This is a genomic window from Pseudanabaena sp. SR411, from assembly GCF_002251945.1.
GTDB lineage: Bacteria > Cyanobacteriota > Cyanobacteriia > Pseudanabaenales > Pseudanabaenaceae > Pseudanabaena.
On the sequence record NZ_NDHW01000225.1, the window covers coordinates 1 to 18,144 of the forward strand.

Annotated in this window: 9 protein-coding genes; all 9 read left to right on the forward strand. The window is 44.4% G+C overall.

Annotated features, from left to right (window positions below):
- The coding region (locus tag B9G53_RS23630) for a tetratricopeptide repeat protein (RefSeq protein WP_094535894.1) at nucleotides 1–3,935 on the forward strand (3,935 nt) is incomplete at its 5' end.
- 97 nt (nucleotides 3,936–4,032) lie between these two features.
- Entirely contained in the window at nucleotides 4,033–4,725 is a 693-nt protein-coding gene (locus B9G53_RS23635; RefSeq protein WP_094535895.1) for an HD-GYP domain-containing protein, read from the forward strand.
- Nucleotides 4,726–4,734: 9 nt separating this feature from the next.
- Complete coding sequence (locus B9G53_RS23640) at nucleotides 4,735–6,090, forward strand: hypothetical protein (RefSeq protein ID WP_094535896.1); 1,356 nt, start codon at nucleotides 4,735–4,737, stop codon at nucleotides 6,088–6,090.
- Between the two features lie 2 nt (nucleotides 6,091–6,092).
- Nucleotides 6,093–7,289: a DUF1822 family protein gene (locus B9G53_RS23645; protein WP_094535897.1), complete on the forward strand. Its 1,197-nt coding sequence runs from the start codon at nucleotides 6,093–6,095 to the stop codon at nucleotides 7,287–7,289.
- Nucleotides 7,290–7,292: 3 nt separating this feature from the next.
- Nucleotides 7,293–9,746, forward strand: coding sequence for a CHASE2 domain-containing protein (locus tag B9G53_RS23650; RefSeq protein WP_094535898.1), 2,454 nt, complete (start codon nucleotides 7,293–7,295; stop codon nucleotides 9,744–9,746).
- The gene (locus tag B9G53_RS23655) at nucleotides 9,733–10,389 is read left to right on the forward strand and encodes a hypothetical protein (RefSeq protein ID WP_094535899.1); all 657 of its coding nucleotides are present in this window, start codon (nucleotides 9,733–9,735) and stop codon (nucleotides 10,387–10,389) included. The genes B9G53_RS23650 and B9G53_RS23655 overlap by 14 nt, the downstream gene beginning before the upstream one ends.
- A 102-nt stretch (nucleotides 10,390–10,491) precedes the next feature.
- Nucleotides 10,492–13,725 carry a tetratricopeptide repeat protein gene (locus tag B9G53_RS23660; RefSeq protein WP_094535900.1) on the forward strand — a complete coding sequence of 1,078 codons (3,234 nt, stop codon included), beginning with the start codon at nucleotides 10,492–10,494 and terminating at the stop codon, nucleotides 13,723–13,725.
- A 74-nt stretch (nucleotides 13,726–13,799) separates the two neighbouring features.
- Nucleotides 13,800–16,796 carry a tetratricopeptide repeat protein gene (locus tag B9G53_RS23665; RefSeq protein WP_094535901.1) on the forward strand — a complete coding sequence of 999 codons (2,997 nt, stop codon included), beginning with the start codon at nucleotides 13,800–13,802 and terminating at the stop codon, nucleotides 16,794–16,796.
- Nucleotides 16,797–16,920: 124 nt separating this feature from the next.
- On the forward strand, nucleotides 16,921–18,144 hold a 1,224-nt coding region (locus tag B9G53_RS23670; protein WP_254923785.1), incomplete at its 3' end, for a tetratricopeptide repeat protein.

Consider the following 18,144-nt stretch of genomic DNA (forward strand, 5'->3'; position numbering starts at 1 on the left):
ATCGCGAGGGTGAAGCAACCTCTTTGCTTGGTTTAGGTGCTGTATATAGTAGTCTCGGACAGTACCAGAAAGCGATTGATTTTTATCAGCAATCCTTAGCAATTACAAAGCAAATCGGCGATCGCAATGGTGAAGCATTATCAATTAATAATTTAGGCGAAGCATACAGAAATCTTGGACAATACCAGAAGGCGATTGATTCATATCAACAATCCTTAGCAATCCAAAAACAAATCGGCGATCGCAATGGCGAAGCATTATCAATTAATAATTTAGGTGCTGTATACAACAGTCTTGGACAGTACCAGAAGGCGATTGATTCCTATCAACAATCCTTAGCAATTACAAAGCAAATCAGTGATCGCAATGGCGAAGCATCCTCTCTCGGTAATTTAGGTGCTGCATACGYCAATCTAGGACAGTATCAGAAGGCTATTGATTTCTTTCAGCAATCCTTAGCAATTACAAAGCAAATCGGTGATCGCAATGGCGAAGCATCCTCTCTCGGTAATTTAGGTGCTGCATACGCCAGTCTCGGAAAGTATCAGAAGGCTATTGATTTCTTTCAGCAATCCTTAGCAATTAGAAAACAAATCGGCGATCGCAATGGCGAAGCATCCTCTCTCGGTAATTTAGGTACTGCATACGTCAATCTAGGACAGTATCAGAAGGCTATTGATTTCTTTCAGCAATCCTTAGCAATTAGAAAACAAATCGGCGATCGCAATGGCGAAGCATCCTCTCTGAATGGTTTAGGTGCTGCATACAACAGTCTTGGACAGTACCAGAAGTCGATTGATTTCTTTCAGCAATCCTTAGCAATCCAAAAGCAAATCGGCGATCGCGATGGCGAAGCAACTTCTCTCGGTAATTTAGGTGCTGCATACGCCAGTCTCGGACAGTATCAGAAGGCTATTGATTTCTATCAACAATCCTTAGCAATTAAAAAGCAAATCGGCGATCGCGATGGCGAAGCAACTTCTCTCGGCAATTTAGGTGCTGCATACGTCAATCTCGGACAGTATCAGAAAGCTATTGATTTCTATCAACAATCCCTAGCAATTACAAAGCAAATCGGCGATCGCCATGGCGAAGCATCCTCTCTGAATGGTTTAGGTGCTGTATACAACAGTCTTGGACAGTACCAGAAAGCGATTGATTTCTTTCAACAATCCTTAGCAATTAGAAAACAAATCAGCGATCGCAATGGCGAAGCAACTTCTCTCGGTAATTTAGGTACTGCATACAACGGTCTTGGACAGTATCAGAAGTCGATTGATTTCTTTCAGCAATCCTTAGCAATCCAAAAGCAAATCGGTGATCTCAATGGTGAAGCAACGTCAATTAATAGTCTGGGTAATGTATACGACAGTCTCGGACAGTATCAGAAGGCTATTGATTTCTATCAACAATCCTTAGCAATTACAAAGCAAATCGGCGATCGCAATGGTGAAGCATCCTCTCTCAGTGGTTTAGGCAGTGCATACGACAGTCTTGGACAGTACCAGAAAGCGATTGATTTCTTTCAACAATCTTTAGCAATTAAAAAGCAAATCGGTGATCTCAATGGTGAAGCAGCGTCAATTAATAATCTGGGTAATGTATACGACAGTCTCGGACAGTATCAGAAAGCTATTGATTTCTTTCAGCGATCCTTAGCAATCCAAAAGCAAATCGGCGCTCGCAATGGTGAAGCATCCTCTCTCAGTGGTTTAGGCAGTGCATACGACAGTCTCGGACAGTACCAGAAGGCGATTGATTTCTTTCAGCAATCTTTAGTAATCCAAAAGCAAATCGGCGATCGCAATGGTGAAGGAAGATCTCTCAATAATTTAGGACTTATATATGACAGTCTCGGACAGTACCAGAAGGCGATTGATTTCTTTCAGCAATCTTTAGTAATCCAAAAGCAAATCGGCGATCGCAATGGTGAAGCAACGTCAATTAATAATCTGGGTAGTGTATACGACAGTCTCGGACAGTACCAAAAGGCGATTGAATACTATCAGCAATCCTTAGCAATTTTAAAGCAAATCGGCAATCGCAATGGTGAAGCAGGAGCTATCGGTAACTTAGGAGGTGCATACAGAAATCTTGGGCAATACCAGAAAGCGATTGAATACTATCAGCAATCCTTAGCAATTTTAAAGCAAATCGGCAATCGCAATGGTGAAGCAAAGTCTATCGGTAATTTAGGAAGGATTTACAATCAAGATGGACAATACCAGAAGGCGATTGAATACTATCAGCAATCCTTAGCAATTTTTAAGGAAATTGGTGATCTTGACAGTGAGGGAAAGGCACTTAGTTATATGGGTGATACCTTTAACAAACTCAACCAACCCGAAATCGCGATTCTCTTTTACAAACAATCGGTCAACGTCCGTGAAAGCATTCGCAAAGGTATAAGCGAATTAACCAAAGACGAACAAAAATCCTATCTCTCCACCATCGAAAAAGACTATCGCACTCTCGCCGACTTACTACTCAAACAAGACCGCATCCTCGAAGCCCAACAAGTCCTCGACCTCCTCAAAGTCCAAGAACTCAGCGACTACCTCAAAACTGTGCGCGGCAACAGCCAAACATCCCAAGGCGTTGACCTGCAACGTCCCGAACAAAACATCATTGCCCTCGCCAGCGAACTCAACCAACTCCAACAAAAAGACCGCAAAGGCAAACTATCAGAGCCTGAACAACAAAAACTCGCCCAACTCGTACAAGCCGAACGTGACCAAAACAAACAATTTAACGCCTTCCTCAATAGTCCCCAAATCAAAAAACTAATTGCTGAACTCCGCCGCAACGAAGATAATCAAAATGTTGACATCGCCAAATACCGCAAACTGCAAAAAGACCTCCTTGCTCAGTTCCCCAAAGCCATCCTTCTCTATCCCCTAATCCTTGATGATCGCCTAGAGCTAGTCATCCTCAACGCCAACACCCCACCCCTGCGCCGCACCGTCAAAATCAAACGCGAAGACCTCAACCAACTAATAATTGATATGCGCCAAGGATTGCAAGATCCAACCTCAGCAGACATTAATATCCCTGCCCAAAAACTTTATAACATCCTGATTAAGCCCTTTGAAACAGAACTCACCCAATTAAAAATCGACACCATCATTTATGCACCTGATGGACAGCTACGTTATATTCCCCTTGCTGCCCTCAATGACGGCAAACAATGGCTAGCCGAAAAATATAGTGTTAACAACATCACCGCCGAATCCCTCACCGCCTTTAACAGCAAAACAATCACCAATCCGCGCATCTTTGCAGGAGCATTTGGCGGTAAAGCTGGCGAAACCCGCGCAGGTTTTAGCGGCTTACCCGCAACCATCAATGAAGTCCAAAAAATAGCCAGTCAATTTCCTAACACCACCAAGCTAATAGAAAAAGACTTCAGCAAGAGCATTACAGAAAGCAGAGCCAATTCCCATACGATTTTGCATTTAGCAACTCACGGAGTCCTATCAGTCGGCACACCAGAACAATCTTTTATTTTATTTGGCGATGACAAAACAGCAACGATTAGCGAGCTTAAAGATTGGAATCTAAACAATGTTGATTTAGTCATACTAAGTGCCTGTCAGACAGGTTTAGGTGGCAAATTAGGCACAGGAATTGAGGTTTTAGGTTTGGGCTATCAAATGCAAGCCGCAGGAGCAAGGGTTTCTATTGCCTCTCTTTGGGAAGTTAGCGATGAGGGAACTCAAACTCTCATGGAAGCATTTTATGCAGAATTAAAAAAAGGTAATATCACCATAACAGAAGCACTACGCAGAGCACAGATAGCAATGATTAACAGCGATAAAAAAGTAACAGGTAGCGATCGGGCTGGCGTTAGGATCGTGGGAACAGTGCCAAACTCCCCGACCTTATCCCATCCCTATTACTGGTCAGCATTCTTTGCGATCGGCAATGGCTTATAAAGTAAAACTTGCTTGCAACTTGCTGCAAAAATGCATATGGTCATAGAGGCAATTAGGTATGTAAAAGCAAGACCAAAACAAAACAGGAAATACCTAAATGAGCCACTACACCCTTAACGACCAATTGCAAGCCCTCAAGCAAAACCTACCCGCGATCGCTGAAACCATCGATCGCCTCGATCCCGAAACCCGTCATCATTGCGAACGCCTCGCGATCGCCGCCCAGAACTTTGGCGAATACCTCGCACTTTCCGCAACAGACTTGCAAATGTTAGTTTGGGGCGCATACCTCCACGACATCGGCAAAGCCGCCATTCCCACCGATATCCTACTCAAACCCGCTGCCCTCACCAACGCCGAACGCCAAGTCATCCAAGAACATCCCGCCCTTGGCATTGCCATCTGCCCCTTACCAGAATCCATGCAAGCAGTTGCCGAAATCATCCGTCATCACCATGAATTATGGAACGGACAAGGCTATCCCGATCGCCTAGCAGGAGAAGAAATTCCCTACCTAGTCAGAATCGTGCAAATCCTTGATGTCTATGACGCAATGACCAACGAGCGTTGCTACAAACGTGCCTACTCCAAACCCGAAGCGATCGCCATTCTGCTTACAGAAACCGCCAAGGGATTCTATCAGCCCGAACTCATCGCCGCATTTATGGCTTATCTCGAAGTTGCCGATGACTTAAGTGATCGCGCAAGCGAAGCAGAGTTTAAGATTTATGCAAAGATGAGCAACAGCACAAATCCTCTAAAGCACCAAGCGCTACAACTAGCATCGTAGGTTACACCCATGACCACTACTCAGCGATATTGGCAAATAGTCCGCTTGGACAGTAGCGGCAAAACCCGTCCTGATACTCTCCCCACCGCCCAAACCTACTTTGAGCAGAACTATCCACAGATTGAAGAAAGTGATATCGCAGATCGGGCGATCGTCAAAGCTCTATGGCTAGTCATGCCCCAAGAAGCCGCAGCCTTCCTCTGCTTGCGCTGTAATATTTCCCACCAGATTTTCCAAGTTTGCCTGCACCTAGAGCGACAATTCGGCAACAATTATGGATTCAGTCTTGCGGATCTCCTGCCCTATGTTCTCGATGACGATGGCAGGTCAAACCACAACACCTACCAGCCCTTAAGCTATCAGATTTTACAGAAATTCGATCCAGAACGCAGCAGTCTCTCCACTTGGACAGCCAAACTCGTCAAACAACATCGCGAACTAAATACTTTTTTGCTCCAGCATGGCATTTATCTACTCAGCGACTGGGCAATACTCAACGACACCAATCCTAAAAAACTCCAGCGCGTTCTCTCGGACTTCCATCACCTCACAGCAACCGAAATTACTTCAGCGATCGCCCTTCTAGAAAGTTACCACGCGGTCTACCGCCAAGAGCGCTTGCGCCAACGCCAACAGGGACAAACTTCAGGACAATGTCCACCACCTACTACCGAACAGCTTCAACAAATCGCCCAACACCACCAACCCACCAAGGCGATCGCCCCTGATGTCATTCTCAATCGTCTGCAAGCCCTCGCCCAACTCCTCCGCCAGCATCGCATCCATGCAAAAACTCTAGCCACCACCTCTATTGATGACCCTCATGCCAAACCCATTGTCGAAGCGATCGCCCTTACTGAACCTGATGATGAGATGGCAGGACAAACTAAATTTCTCCAAAGTTATCGCCAACAAATGCTTGCTGCCCTCGATCAAGCCTTTGAGCAAGCGATCGCTGTTAGACTGCAAGGCAAGAGTAGCAAAGCCCAACAAAAAGCTAAAATCTTCGCGATCGCTTTGCAGTTGTTCCATTGCCAAGGGCTAACGATGGGCGAGATTGCGACGCAAGTGGGATTAAAAGCTCAATTTGAAGTCACGCGCCTACTCAAACTCAAGGAATTTCGCACCGATGTCCGCCATTATCTGCTGCAAGACTTGCAAGGAAAAGTAAGAGAGTTAGCGGCTGACCATATTCGTCTGGAACGTTTGCGTCATCTTGACAGCGCCATAGCCGCAGCCCTGACAGAACAGGTCGATCAATTAATGCGAGATGCCGAAAGCGATGCGAAGACTGCCAAAAGCTATACCACAGGAACGCTTTTTTCTCGCCGCCTTTGTGAATATTTAGATAATCGGAGTTATTAATCATGACCTATGCCACTGACGAATTGAACTTGCTATTTAGCGAATTAGAAACCCCAAATATTGACGCGATCGCTTTACCATCTAGCAGATTGCAAGAGGCGGCGAATCTGAGCGCCCAAGTGACTGAGCGATCGCAACAATGGCAAGCCTATCTCAATGCTCTAGCCCTATTTGGCTTTGAAGCATGGTTAGAAGAACGCGCCCCAGATGTGCGACTAGATCGGGCAGATGCTTCGGTGTTTGCGCCATTTCAATCAGGAGCGATCACCGCTACTTTGGGAATTACCGTCAATCAGTTTCGAGTATGTCTCATTCCCATTGATAGCGAACCGAGTAACCTTGTTTCCTTCGACCGCATCATTGTCGAAACGGCTGAATATCTTCCTCATTTCTATGTACTGGTCGAAATCAATGAAGAACAAGAACAAGTAATTATTAAAGGATGGTTACGCGCCGATCTTCTTTTAGCAAGACAGTCTGAGCTGAGACTTGGAACAGATTGGAAGTATGACGTACCACTTGCATGGTTTGATGATGACTGCGACAACTTGCTGCTGTACTGGCGATGTGCCTCTCCCTCAGCGATCGCATTACCGAACCTAGCTATAGAAACTAATCGCGATCGCCTTGCATGGTTACAACTGCTCACGCAACCTGCAATTAATACCGCTCAATGGTTGCAGGAGGAATGGCAAGCGATCGTTAACGATCTCACTTGGGTGCTGTTACCACCCGTCGCTAGTGCATCAGGTCTGCGCTCAGCAGGGATATCTGGAGCGATCGCAGTGCCGAGTAATAATCGTTCTCCCTTTGCGGAATTAGAAACAATTCTCACGGCGATCGAGAGGACAGGAATACGCCTACCTAGTAACGCCCGTGCCGCCTATCAAGATTTCGACCTCGGAGAATATCCTTTGCGACTCTATGCAGTGATTGGTTCCGAACAAGAAAATGATGGCGAGATCGCTTGGTCATTACTCGCAATTCTGGGCAAGGCAACAGACCGCGCTTTACCTGCGGATTTAATCTTGCGAATTTTCGATCTTACGGGCGTACTGGTGGAGCGACAGTTAGAAGCACAAGGAGCCTATCTATTTGCTCAAGTTGAAGGCACACCAGAGGAACGGTTTCTGGTAACGGCATCTCTGGCTGATGGGACATCGCGATCGCTACCACCATTCTCATTCCAAGCTGAGTAAAGGATGATGCGATATAACCTCAAGGTATGGCAGATCGAGCGTCAATGTCTATTTGATTTGACATGGGGAAAAGGACAGCAATTGTCAGCGCGTTTGGTATTTCCAGAGACGCTCACAAACCTTTATCAAACATGGCAACTGGCTTATTTGAATTTCTACAAATCAGCATTAAGAGCCAAGGTTAAGGGCAGTGGTAGCATTCCTGCACCGACAATTGATTGGCGGGCTAACCTCGTCCAAGCAGAGGCGCAATTTTTGGCAGAGTTCCATTACTGGCTCAATAGCCCCGAACTCGTACCGATGCGCTCAGAAATTGCCAGAGCCGCAACCCAGCAAGATAATTCCGCAGCTATCGATCTATTTCTCACCTGCGAAGCCATAGAACTAGCGAGATTTCCTTGGGAGACATGGGAAATTGCGACATCTTTAGCGATCGCTAAGCCAATTCGGATTGCGCGATCGCCTGTCAATATTCGCGCCGAAGTTTCCCAGAGACAACGACAGGGGAAATTGCGGGTACTAGCCATTTTAGGAGACGATACGGGGTTAGATTTTCAAGCCGATCGCCTTGCTTTGCGATCGCTATCCAAAGTTGCTGAAGTCACCTTCATTGGTTGGCAAGCGGGTAAAGATAATGGCGATCTAAAGGAACAAATTCGTCAAGCGATCGCCGATGAACGGGGGTGGGATATTCTCTTTTTTGCAGGACATAGCAACGAAAGTGCAATCTCAGGGGGAGAGTTAGGGATTGCGCCCAATCAATCCATTTTTCTTAGTGAAATCGCGCCGCAATTGTTACTTGCAAAAACTAGAGGTCTGCAATTTGCGCTGTTCAATTCTTGCAATGGATTAAGTTTGGCGGAATCTCTGATTGATTTAGGCTTGAGTCAAGTTGCGGTGATGCGTGAGCCAATTCATAATCAAGTCGCACAGGAATTTTTGGCTAGGTTCTTACCGAGTTTAGCCAAGGGTCAAGATGTTCGCGAAGCACTCTTGACTGCTTGCCAATATCTGAAATTAGAAAAAAATCTCACCTATCCATCCGCTTATTTAATTCCTTCCCTATTTTGCCATCCTGAGGCAGTTCCCTTTTGTTTACCCCCCAAAAATTGGCGGCGGTGGATTGGGCAATTACTCCCCTCACCCAAACAAGCGATCGCTGTTGGCGCTTTAGCAGCCATTAGTCTCTGGTATCCCGTGCAAGATTGGTTGCGCGAAACCCGTGTGTGGTCACAGGCAATCTATCGTGATGTCACCCATCAAGTGCCAATTGCTAATCCACCTGTGTTGCTGGTGCAAATTGATGAAGCTTCAATTCAGAATTTGGATGGACGCAAAAAGAATATTCTCGATCGCCGCTATCTTGCCAAAGTTCTCGATAAGGTGCAGCAATTGCAGCCTAAAGTAATCGGTATTGATTATCTAATGGATAGCTCCATGCAGGAATCTCCTGACGAAGATCGTCAATTGCGGGAAGCGGTAGAAAATGCTGTCCGTAAGCAGATTTGGGTGGTTTTTGCAACGGTGCAAGGGGCAAATGCTTGGGTTGTCACCGATGAAATGGAACTCACGCCAACGGTAGTCAATCCTAAAACAACTATGCGCGGTTACATCAATGTTCCACTTTGGTACCTAGAAATTTTGCCCGACCAAGTACGTTGTAGCGATCGCTGTCCCTTTGCCTATCTGATTGCCCTTGCTTCGGCAGTCGCTCTCAATCCTCATGCGAACCTACCAAAACCCAGTCTAGACAATCAAGACAATCTGCGGACTCAGTTAATTCAAGCCCTTGACACTGCTCCTAATTCTAAGCATCCCTATCAAGATTTAGCAGCTTATTTGCATCGTTTGCGATTGCCAGCAATTTATGACTTCTCTCAAAAATTCGATCAGCTTTGGTTGCAACCGATTCTCGATTTTTCGATTCCACCCGATCGCGCCTTTAAGTCGATTACGGCGAAAGAGTTATTGAGCGATAACTTTGATGCTAATTCCCTATCATCCCATCCTATTGTGATCGTTGCCCCTGGGGGATATCGACAGGCGGGTGTTGATAAAGAGGGACAGGATAACTTCTCCGTACCAATGGCGATCGCCTATTGGCGCGATAAATATCCTGCAATCTCTACGGTTCCCCATGTGTTTGTCGGTGCGGAAGCCCATGCCTATGCAGTGCATCATTTGCGATCGCGTCATCTAGTCGTTCCCATTCCCGATCTGTGGATGATGGCGATCGCTTTGGTAGTAGGTCGAGCTACGGTTTTAATTTATCTACAACGCGATCGGAATAGGACGCATTGGATGATCAGTTTAGCGATCGCTAATTCAATCTATGCGGTGACAAGCTGGCAATGGTATATTTCAGGTCTGGTATTATTGCCTTGGTTACTGCCGTCGCTGACGTTTTGGATTTGTGTTTTACCTGTTTTGAGGAGAAAGTCTCATGGTGCGCGTTAATTGGTGTTGTGGCTTGTTGATGGCGATCACGATCGGGCAAATTTTGCCTATTGAAACTACGCAAGCCTCTCCTTGGAATAGCATTTCAGAAAGCTTTTCACGCCGCCCGAAGCCCCCACTTGGTGGTCGCACTGACTTCTGCGCGATTTCACCGAGACTCCTTAAAGAAGAAGTGGAACTTGTTTCTGGTGATCGCTTATTATTTGTTTGGAATGGGAAGATCTCTAAAATTGAAGTTCATGCTGAGGGTGTTGATGAGCCGCTATGGATTCAGGTTGTTAGTCAAGATGTTCGTCAGGCACAGTATACAGGTTTTCCTTTGATAGCAGGAGCGCGTTATGAATGGTGGATTTTTAATCGCTTTGCAGCAAATGAAACTAAGCCGTCGCTTCGGGTTCCTTTTCAAGTTATTGAGCCATCGGAACGCGATCGCTTAGCTCTAGAGCTTGCGGAGTTGAACTCTCAAATGAGATCAGCGAAGAAATGGGTGAGTGCGGAGGAATGGTCGAGAAGGCGATCGCAGTATTTTATTTCGCAAGGTTTATTTGTGGATGCGTTACGGGAGATTCTATCGGTGCAGCGTCCGTCTCAGGAGTTGAGAACTATTTGGCAGCAGATTCCTGTTGATTTGTGTAAGCGGTAAGAGGATAAATTCTGATAGACCATTTTTGAGTATGAAAACTGCATATGGTCGGTGGGCTGATATTTATGTAAGATTGTAAGCACGCAGATCGAGGGCTTCATCATGAATATACTCTCACGTTACAGATTGTCACTGACGGCTATTTCTTTAGTTGTTTGTCCTTTTGTGGTTTCTTTTTTGCCTTTACCACAGGTTGTTTTTGGGGCTGAGGAGCAGGAGTCGCGATCTGATTTGGCTGCACAGGGAACTAGCGATCGCAAAGCAGAAGCAGATCGTCTTTTTGAACAGGGAAATCAGCAAATTGACAAGTATCAGTTTCGAGAGGCAATAAAGACTTTAGAAACTGCAATAGAACTTTATCGTCAGAGTAAAGACCTTGCTGGGACTAGTAATGCCTTGCGACGGTTGGGGATTGCTTATGCGGAGCTTGAGGAATATAAGAAGGCGATCGCTCTTTATAACCAAGCTCTAGAAATTGCTCAGCAAATTGACAATAAGGATTTGCAAGCAAGGGCAATTAATAATATTGGCTTGGTGTATGCGTCGCTTAAGGATTACGACAATGCGATCTCATATCATGAACAGTCTTTAGCATTAGTTCGACAACTTGGTGATAAGAAAGGTGAATTGCGATCGCTAAGTAATCTTGCTGATATTTATAGTTCACTTGGACAGTACCAAAAAGCGATTGATTATCATCAGATGTCTTTAGTGATCGCTAAGCAAATCGGAGATCTTAAGAATGAAGGAGGTTCACTCAATAATCTTGGTGCTGAATACAATGCTATGGGACAGTTCCAAAAAGCGATTGAGTATTTCCAACAATCTTTAGCCATCAGAAAGCAAATTGGCGATCGCAATGGTGAAGCCAAGTCGCTCAACAATCTTAGTGCTGTATATAAAGAGCTTGGACAGTACCAAAAGGCGCTTGACTATCTCCAGCAATCTTTAGCTATTGCTAAGCAAATTGGCGATCGCAAGGCGGAAGGAAATTCGCTCGGTAATATTGGTGCTCTATACATTGAACTCGGACAGTTTCAAAAAACGATTGAATATCACCAGCAATCTTTAGTCATCAAAAAGCAAATTGGTGATCGCAACGGTGAAGGAAATTCCCTTTTTGGACTCGGGGTTGCATATAAAGAGCTTGGACAGTACCAAAAGGCTCTTGATTACTATCAGCAAGCTTTATCTATCTATAAAAAGAACGGAAATCGTAATGATGAAGCGAATTCGCTCAATAGTTTTGGTAGTATATACTCTAATATCGGACAGTACCAAAAAGCAATTGACTACCTCCAGCAATCTTTAGCTATTTATAAGCAAATTGGAAATCGGAGTGGTGAGAGTCATTCGCTCAATGAGCTTGGCTCTGTGCATTATGAACTCGGACAGTACCAAAAGGCACTTGAGTATTTCCAGCAATCTTTAGCTATCAGAAAGCAAATTGGAGATCTTCAGGGTGAAGGAGCTTCACTCGATAATCTTGGTGCTGTATACAATGTCTTCGGACAGTACCAAAAAGCGATTGACTATCACCAGCAATCTTTAGTCATTAAAAAGCAAATCGGAGATCTTAAGGGTGAATCACAATCACTAGGTAATTTAGGATATGTATATAAAGAGCTTGGGCAGTACCAAAAAGCGATTGACTATCACCAACTATCTTTAGCAATAGCTAAGCAAATTGGTGATCTTTCGGGTGAAGTAAAATCGCTCAATAATCTTGGTGTTGGATACTCAGACATCGGACAGTACCAAAAGGCGATTGACTATCACCAACTATCTTTAGCTATCAGCCAGCAAATAGGAGATGTTAATGGTGAAGGTACTTCGCTCAATAACTTGGGTTCAGCTTTCTTCAAAAATGGTAATTTGGTTGCTGCTGAACAGTCATTGCACCTAGGCATTCAGATTCACGAATCACTACGCTCTAGTAGCGGCAATGACACCAATAAGGTATCTATTTTCGATAACCAAGCAAGAACTTATCGTCTTTTACAAAAAGTCCTAATTGCACAAAAACAATCTAATTCTGCCCTAGAAATTGCAGAACGCGGTCGTGCTCGTGCTTTGGTGGAATTAATAACTAGTAATTTGCAGAGCAGTGATTCAAATCGTCAGCCCAACCTGCTACCACCTAATATCGCCGAGATGCAACAGATTGTCAAAGTACAGCAATCAACCTTAGTGGAATATTCCATTATTTATGATGAGTTTAAAATTGATGGTAAACAGCAAGGCAAAGAATCTGAACTTTACATTTGGGTGATATCACCAAATGGACAAATCACCTTTCGATCTGTTGACCTCAAACCACTCTGGCAAAAACAAACAACATCCCTATCCGAGCTTGTAGAAAACAGCCGTAAAGGCATAGGAGTTAGCGATCGCGATTCCACGGGTATCAAAATCGTTCTTAATCCTGAATACAGACAACAACTGCGCCAAGAGCAATCTAAATACCTGCGCCAACTTCATCAAATCCTAATCGAACCGATCGCCGATTTACTTCCCACCGATCCTAATGCTCGTGTAGTGTTCATGCCCCAGAGCGCACTATACCTAGTTCCCTTCGCCGCACTCCAAGACAAATCAGAACAGTATTTAATCCAAAAACACACGATCGCTATTTCCCCTAGCATCCAAGTCCTGAGCCTCACCCAACAACAACGCCTCGTCCTACCCACCGCATCCGCCCGTTCTAGCCAAAACATCCTCATCGCAGGAAATCCCATCATGCCCAAAGTATTTGTTCCAGGGATTGATCAGCCTCTGCGACTTGACGACTTACAAGGCGCACAAAAAGAAGCGATCGCCGTAGCTAATACTCTCAAAACTACAGCCCTAACTGGAAATCAAGCTACGAAAAAAGCAGTGGTTCAACAAATGCAGTCCGCAAGGATTATTCATTTAGCGACTCATGGACTATTGGATGATTTCAAAGGATTGGGAGTACCAGGGGCGATCGCCTTGGCTCCTGATGGAAATGGAAGTAATAATGATGGTTTACTAACTGCCGATGAGATCTTAGGAATGAAGTTAAAAGCGGAACTGGTAGTCTTAAGTGCTTGTAATACAGGTAGAGGAAAGATTACAGGTGATGGAGTAATCGGTCTGTCGCGATCGCTGATTTCGGCAGGAGTACCGAGCATCATTGTGTCGCTGTGGTCAGTTCCTGATGCACCGACCGCAGAATTGATGTCGGATTTTTATACTTTGCTTGAGCAGAATCCTGATAAGGCTCAGGCTTTACGTCAGGCGATGTTGAAGACGATGAAGACTCATCCCGATCCGAGAGATTGGTCGGCATTTACGCTGATTGGTGAATCTTAAAATAAGCCTATTAATGCTTACTTTTTTGCTTTGTAAATACACAATTGTGATTCAGCCTTCATGGTGGTGATCTTATGGCTTCTCGGTTCTATTCACTGGCTTTTATTGGATTAACAGGACTTTTTGGATTAAGTTTACCGCTGGATTTATCTTCTGTGACTGCTCAAGTGCAAACGGTGCAAGACCGTAAGTCTGAAGCAGATAAATTGGTTGAGTTAGGAGAGCAGAAATTTGACAAAGGACTGCATCAGGAAGCGTTAGAGTCCTATCAGTCTGCATTGAATTTGTATCGACTTATAAAGAATCAAAAAGGTGAGATAACTGCTCTAAACGGATTGGGAGATGTGTATACAAGTTTACAGCAATTTCAAAAAGCACTTGAGTTCTTTCAGCAAGCCTTAGATATTTCCAAACAAATAGGCAATCGTTTTGGTGAAGCAAAGTCTCTGATTGGTTATGGCTCTGCCTATGCCAGTCATGGAAATTCACAGAAAACACAAAAAGCGCTCGAGTTCTTTCAGGAAGCTTTAGCTATTTCCAAACAAATAGGTGATCGTCTTGGGGAAGTAAAAGCTCTGAATGGTCTTGGCTTTGTCTATGGAAATCTAGGACAGTTTCAAGAAGGAATTGATTACTATCAGCAGTCTGCAATACTCGCAAAACAAATTGGAGAACGCAAATATGAAGCAGATGCACTTTTTAGAATAGGGCTTATTTTCTATTTAGCAAAAGATTATAGAAAATTAATTGACTATTCCCAAGCATCTTTAGAAATCCATCAGCAAATTAACAACCGCAAAGGACAAGCAATTTCACTATTAATCCTTAGTGATGCATACAATTTACTGGGATATTACAAAAAAGCTCTCGATTACAGTCAACAATCCCTAACTATTTCTAAACAAATTGGCAATGGCTATTATGAAGCATCATCGATTGGTTCTATGGTCAATATTTACAGGAATCTTGGGCAGTACCAAAAAATGATTGATTTCTTACAACAATCCTTAGCGATTTACAAGAAAATGGGTAATCGATATGGTGAAGGTGCTACGCTGGGAGACATAGGTGCTGCATATAATGTATTAAAGCAACCTCAAAAAGCGATTGACTATTATCAACAATCTATTGTAATTGCCAAACAAATGAAAGCTCTTCATACAGAAGGAGCTGCTCTCAATGGTCTTGGCAGTTCATACAAAGATTTAGGTGATTACCAAAAAGCACTTGCCTATTATCAACAAGGTTTAGACATCTTTACTCAAAACAAGCTTCTTGGTGATGATTATGAAATAGGTGATTTGCTCTACAACTTAGGTGTTGTCAACAACTTGTTAGGACAGAACCAAACAGCAATTGTTTATTATCAGCAATCTCTAGCTCTCTTTAAACAAATTAGTTCCAGAAAAGGTGAAGCAGAAACACTAAATAGTTTTGGTAAATTATTCACTAAACTAAAACAACCTGAACTCGCAATTCTTTTTTATAAACAATCTGTCAATTTGCGTGAATCCATACGCAAAGACATAAGGGGACTTAGCAAAGAAGAACAAAAATCTTATCTATCGACAGTCGAAGAGACCTATCGCAATCTCGCTGACCTACTACTCAAACAAGACCGCATCCTCGAAGCCCAACAAGTCCTCGACTTGCTCAAAGTCGAAGAACTTAACGAATACCTTCGCAATGTGCGAGGGAATAATGAAACTGCACAAGGCACAGACTTCCAAAGTCCCGAACGAACCATCATTGCTCTCGGTAATGAACTAGCCGATCTGCAAAAGCTCGATCGCGAAGGCACACTTGACACATCAAAACAACAACGGCTTGCCTATCTCACCAACCAAGAAAGCGATCGCAATCAACAGTTTAACGCCTTTCTCAAAAGTCCCGAAATCCAAAAACAAATTGAAGAACTGCGGCGCATTGAAAAATCGCAAAACGTCGATATCGAGAAATATAACCGACTGCGTAAGAACCTCGCCCAAGTTCCCAATGCGGCAATCTTTTATCCCTTGATTTTAAGCGATCGCCTCGAACTGATTTTAGTGACCAATAGCACCACACCAATCCGCAAAACCATCAAACTCAAACGCGAAGACCTCAGCCAAGCAATTATCGACTTCCGTAATAGTTTGCGCGATCCTAACTCCTATGACGTAAAAGTAGATGGACAGAAATTCTATAACTGGCTGATTCAACCCTTTGAAAAAGAACTACAGGAAGCAAATATTCAAACGCTAATCTATGCTCCTGATGGACAGTTGCGCTATATTCCCCTTGCGGCGCTCTATGATGGCAAGCAGTGGCTCATTGAGCGCTATCGCATCAATAACATTACGGCAAGTTCCCTCACCGACTTTGCCCCTCGCCCTCGCAATCAACCCCGCATACTTGCCGCCGCCGCCACCAATAGCCAAAACATCAAGCTAGGCGATCGCAATATTTCCTTTGGTGCTTTACCAGCTACGAAGACGGAAGTGGAAGCGATCGCTGCTCGGATTCCTAGAACCACGACTCTGATTGATTCCCAATTTTCGCAAGCTGAAACTTTACCCAAGATGCAAAGTCACACGATCGTGCATTTGGCGACTCACGGATATTTTGCGATCGGTCAGCCTGAAGATTCATTTATTGTTTTTGGTGATGGCAGTAAAGCATCGTTGAAGGATATGGAAAACTGGACACTTACTAATGTTGATTTGGTGGTATTGAGTGCCTGTGAGACTGCCATTAGTGGTTCTCCTGGTAATGGGATTGAGATATTGGGACTGGGCTATCAGCTTCAGGATCGAGGGGCAGGAGCAGCGATCGCTTCTTTATGGAAGGTGAGTGATGATGGTACGCAAGCTTTGATGCAAGCTTTTTATGAACAACTCAAGCAGGGTAATGTCTCATCGTCTGAAGCGTTGAGAAGGGCGCAGATTGCGATGATTCAGAGTAATAAGAAAGGAACAGGTAGCGATCGCGCTAATGTCAGGGTTGTGGGAACTGTGCCAAATTCATCTGATGGACAATTATCCCATCCCTATTACTGGTCGGCGTTTATCTTGATTGGGAATGGGCTGTGAGGTTTGTGCGAAGTATTAATGTTTACAGATTGTGGTGAAAATCTTAAAATCGCGTAAAAACTGCATATGGTCGGTATCCTGATATGTAAATAAGATTGTAAGCACGCGGATCGGAAATATGGCTATGAATCTACATTCTCGCAAAGGTTTTGTTAAGGCTTCGCGGTTTTACGCATTGATGTTTGTGGCTTTGACTGGGATTTTGGGCATGGTGTCGCCACCCGATCTGGCTTTGATGACTGCTCAGTCGCAAACAACTCAAGACCGCAAAGCACAGGCAGATCGGCTTTTTAATCAAGGCAATCAGCAATATCAAATTAGTCAGTTTGAAGTGGCATTGCAATCATGGCAGCAAGCATTGACTATATATCAGGAAATCAAAGATCGTTTTGGTGAGGGGAATGCAATTGGAAATCTGGGACTCGCTTACTATTCCTTCGGTAAATATGACAAAGCGATCGAGTTCCATCTGCAACACTTAGCGATCGCACGGGAAATCAAAGACCGTGGCGGTGAAGGAAATGCGCTGGGAAATCTGGGAATCGCTTACGATGCCCTCAGCAAATATGACAAAGCGATCGAGTTCCATCTGCAAGCTTTAGCAATCTTACGGGAAACCAAAAACCGTAGCGGTGAGGGATCGGTGCTGGGAAATCTGGGAATCGCTTACCATTCTCTCGGCAAATATGACAAAGCGATCGAGTTCCATCTGCAAGCTTTAGCAATCTTACGGGAAACCAAAAACCGTAGCGGTGAAGGAAATGCGCTGGGAAATCTGGGAATCGCTTACGATGCCCTCGGCAAATATGACAAAGCGATCAAGTTCCAACTGCAAAGCTTAGCGATCGCGCGGGAAATCAAAGACCGTCTTGGCGAGGGTGTGTCGCTAGGAAATCTGGGAATCGCTCACTATTCCCTTGGTAAATATGATAAAGCGATTGAGTTCTATCTACAAAGCTTAATGATCGCGCGGGAAATCAAAGATCGTGGTGATGAGGGGACGGCGCTGGGAAATCTGGGAAACGCTTACCAAGCCCTCGGCAAATATGACAAAGCGATCGAGTTCCAAATACAAAGATTAGCGATCGCGCGGGAAATCAAAGACCGTCTCGGTGAAGGACAGTCGCTGGGAAATCTGGGAAACGCTCACTATTCCCTCGGCAAATATGACAAAGCGATCGAGTTCTTTCTGCAACACTTAGCGATCGCGCGGGAAATCAAAGACCGTCTCGGTGAGGGAATAGCAATAACTAATTTAGCCGAGGTCTACGAAAAATTAAATCGCGATCAAGAAGCGATGATTTCCTATCAGCAAGTGTTAACCATTTTTAGAGAGATTGGCGATAGA

What these genes read in the sequence shown, in the direction of transcription:
- B9G53_RS23645 (WP_094535897.1), top strand. Translation starts at nt 6,093, where the DNA reads ATGACCTATGCCACTGACGAATTGAACTTGCTATTTAGCGAATTAGAA.
- B9G53_RS23640 (WP_094535896.1), top strand. Translation starts at nt 4,735, where the DNA reads ATGACCACTACTCAGCGATATTGGCAAATAGTCCGCTTGGACAGTAGC.
- B9G53_RS23650 (WP_094535898.1), top strand. Translation starts at nt 7,293, where the DNA reads ATGATGCGATATAACCTCAAGGTATGGCAGATCGAGCGTCAATGTCTA.
- B9G53_RS23635 (WP_094535895.1), top strand. Translation starts at nt 4,033, where the DNA reads ATGAGCCACTACACCCTTAACGACCAATTGCAAGCCCTCAAGCAAAAC.
- B9G53_RS23660 (WP_094535900.1), top strand. Translation starts at nt 10,492, where the DNA reads ATGAATATACTCTCACGTTACAGATTGTCACTGACGGCTATTTCTTTA.
- B9G53_RS23665 (WP_094535901.1), top strand. Translation starts at nt 13,800, where the DNA reads ATGGCTTCTCGGTTCTATTCACTGGCTTTTATTGGATTAACAGGACTT.
- B9G53_RS23655 (WP_094535899.1), top strand. Translation starts at nt 9,733, where the DNA reads ATGGTGCGCGTTAATTGGTGTTGTGGCTTGTTGATGGCGATCACGATC.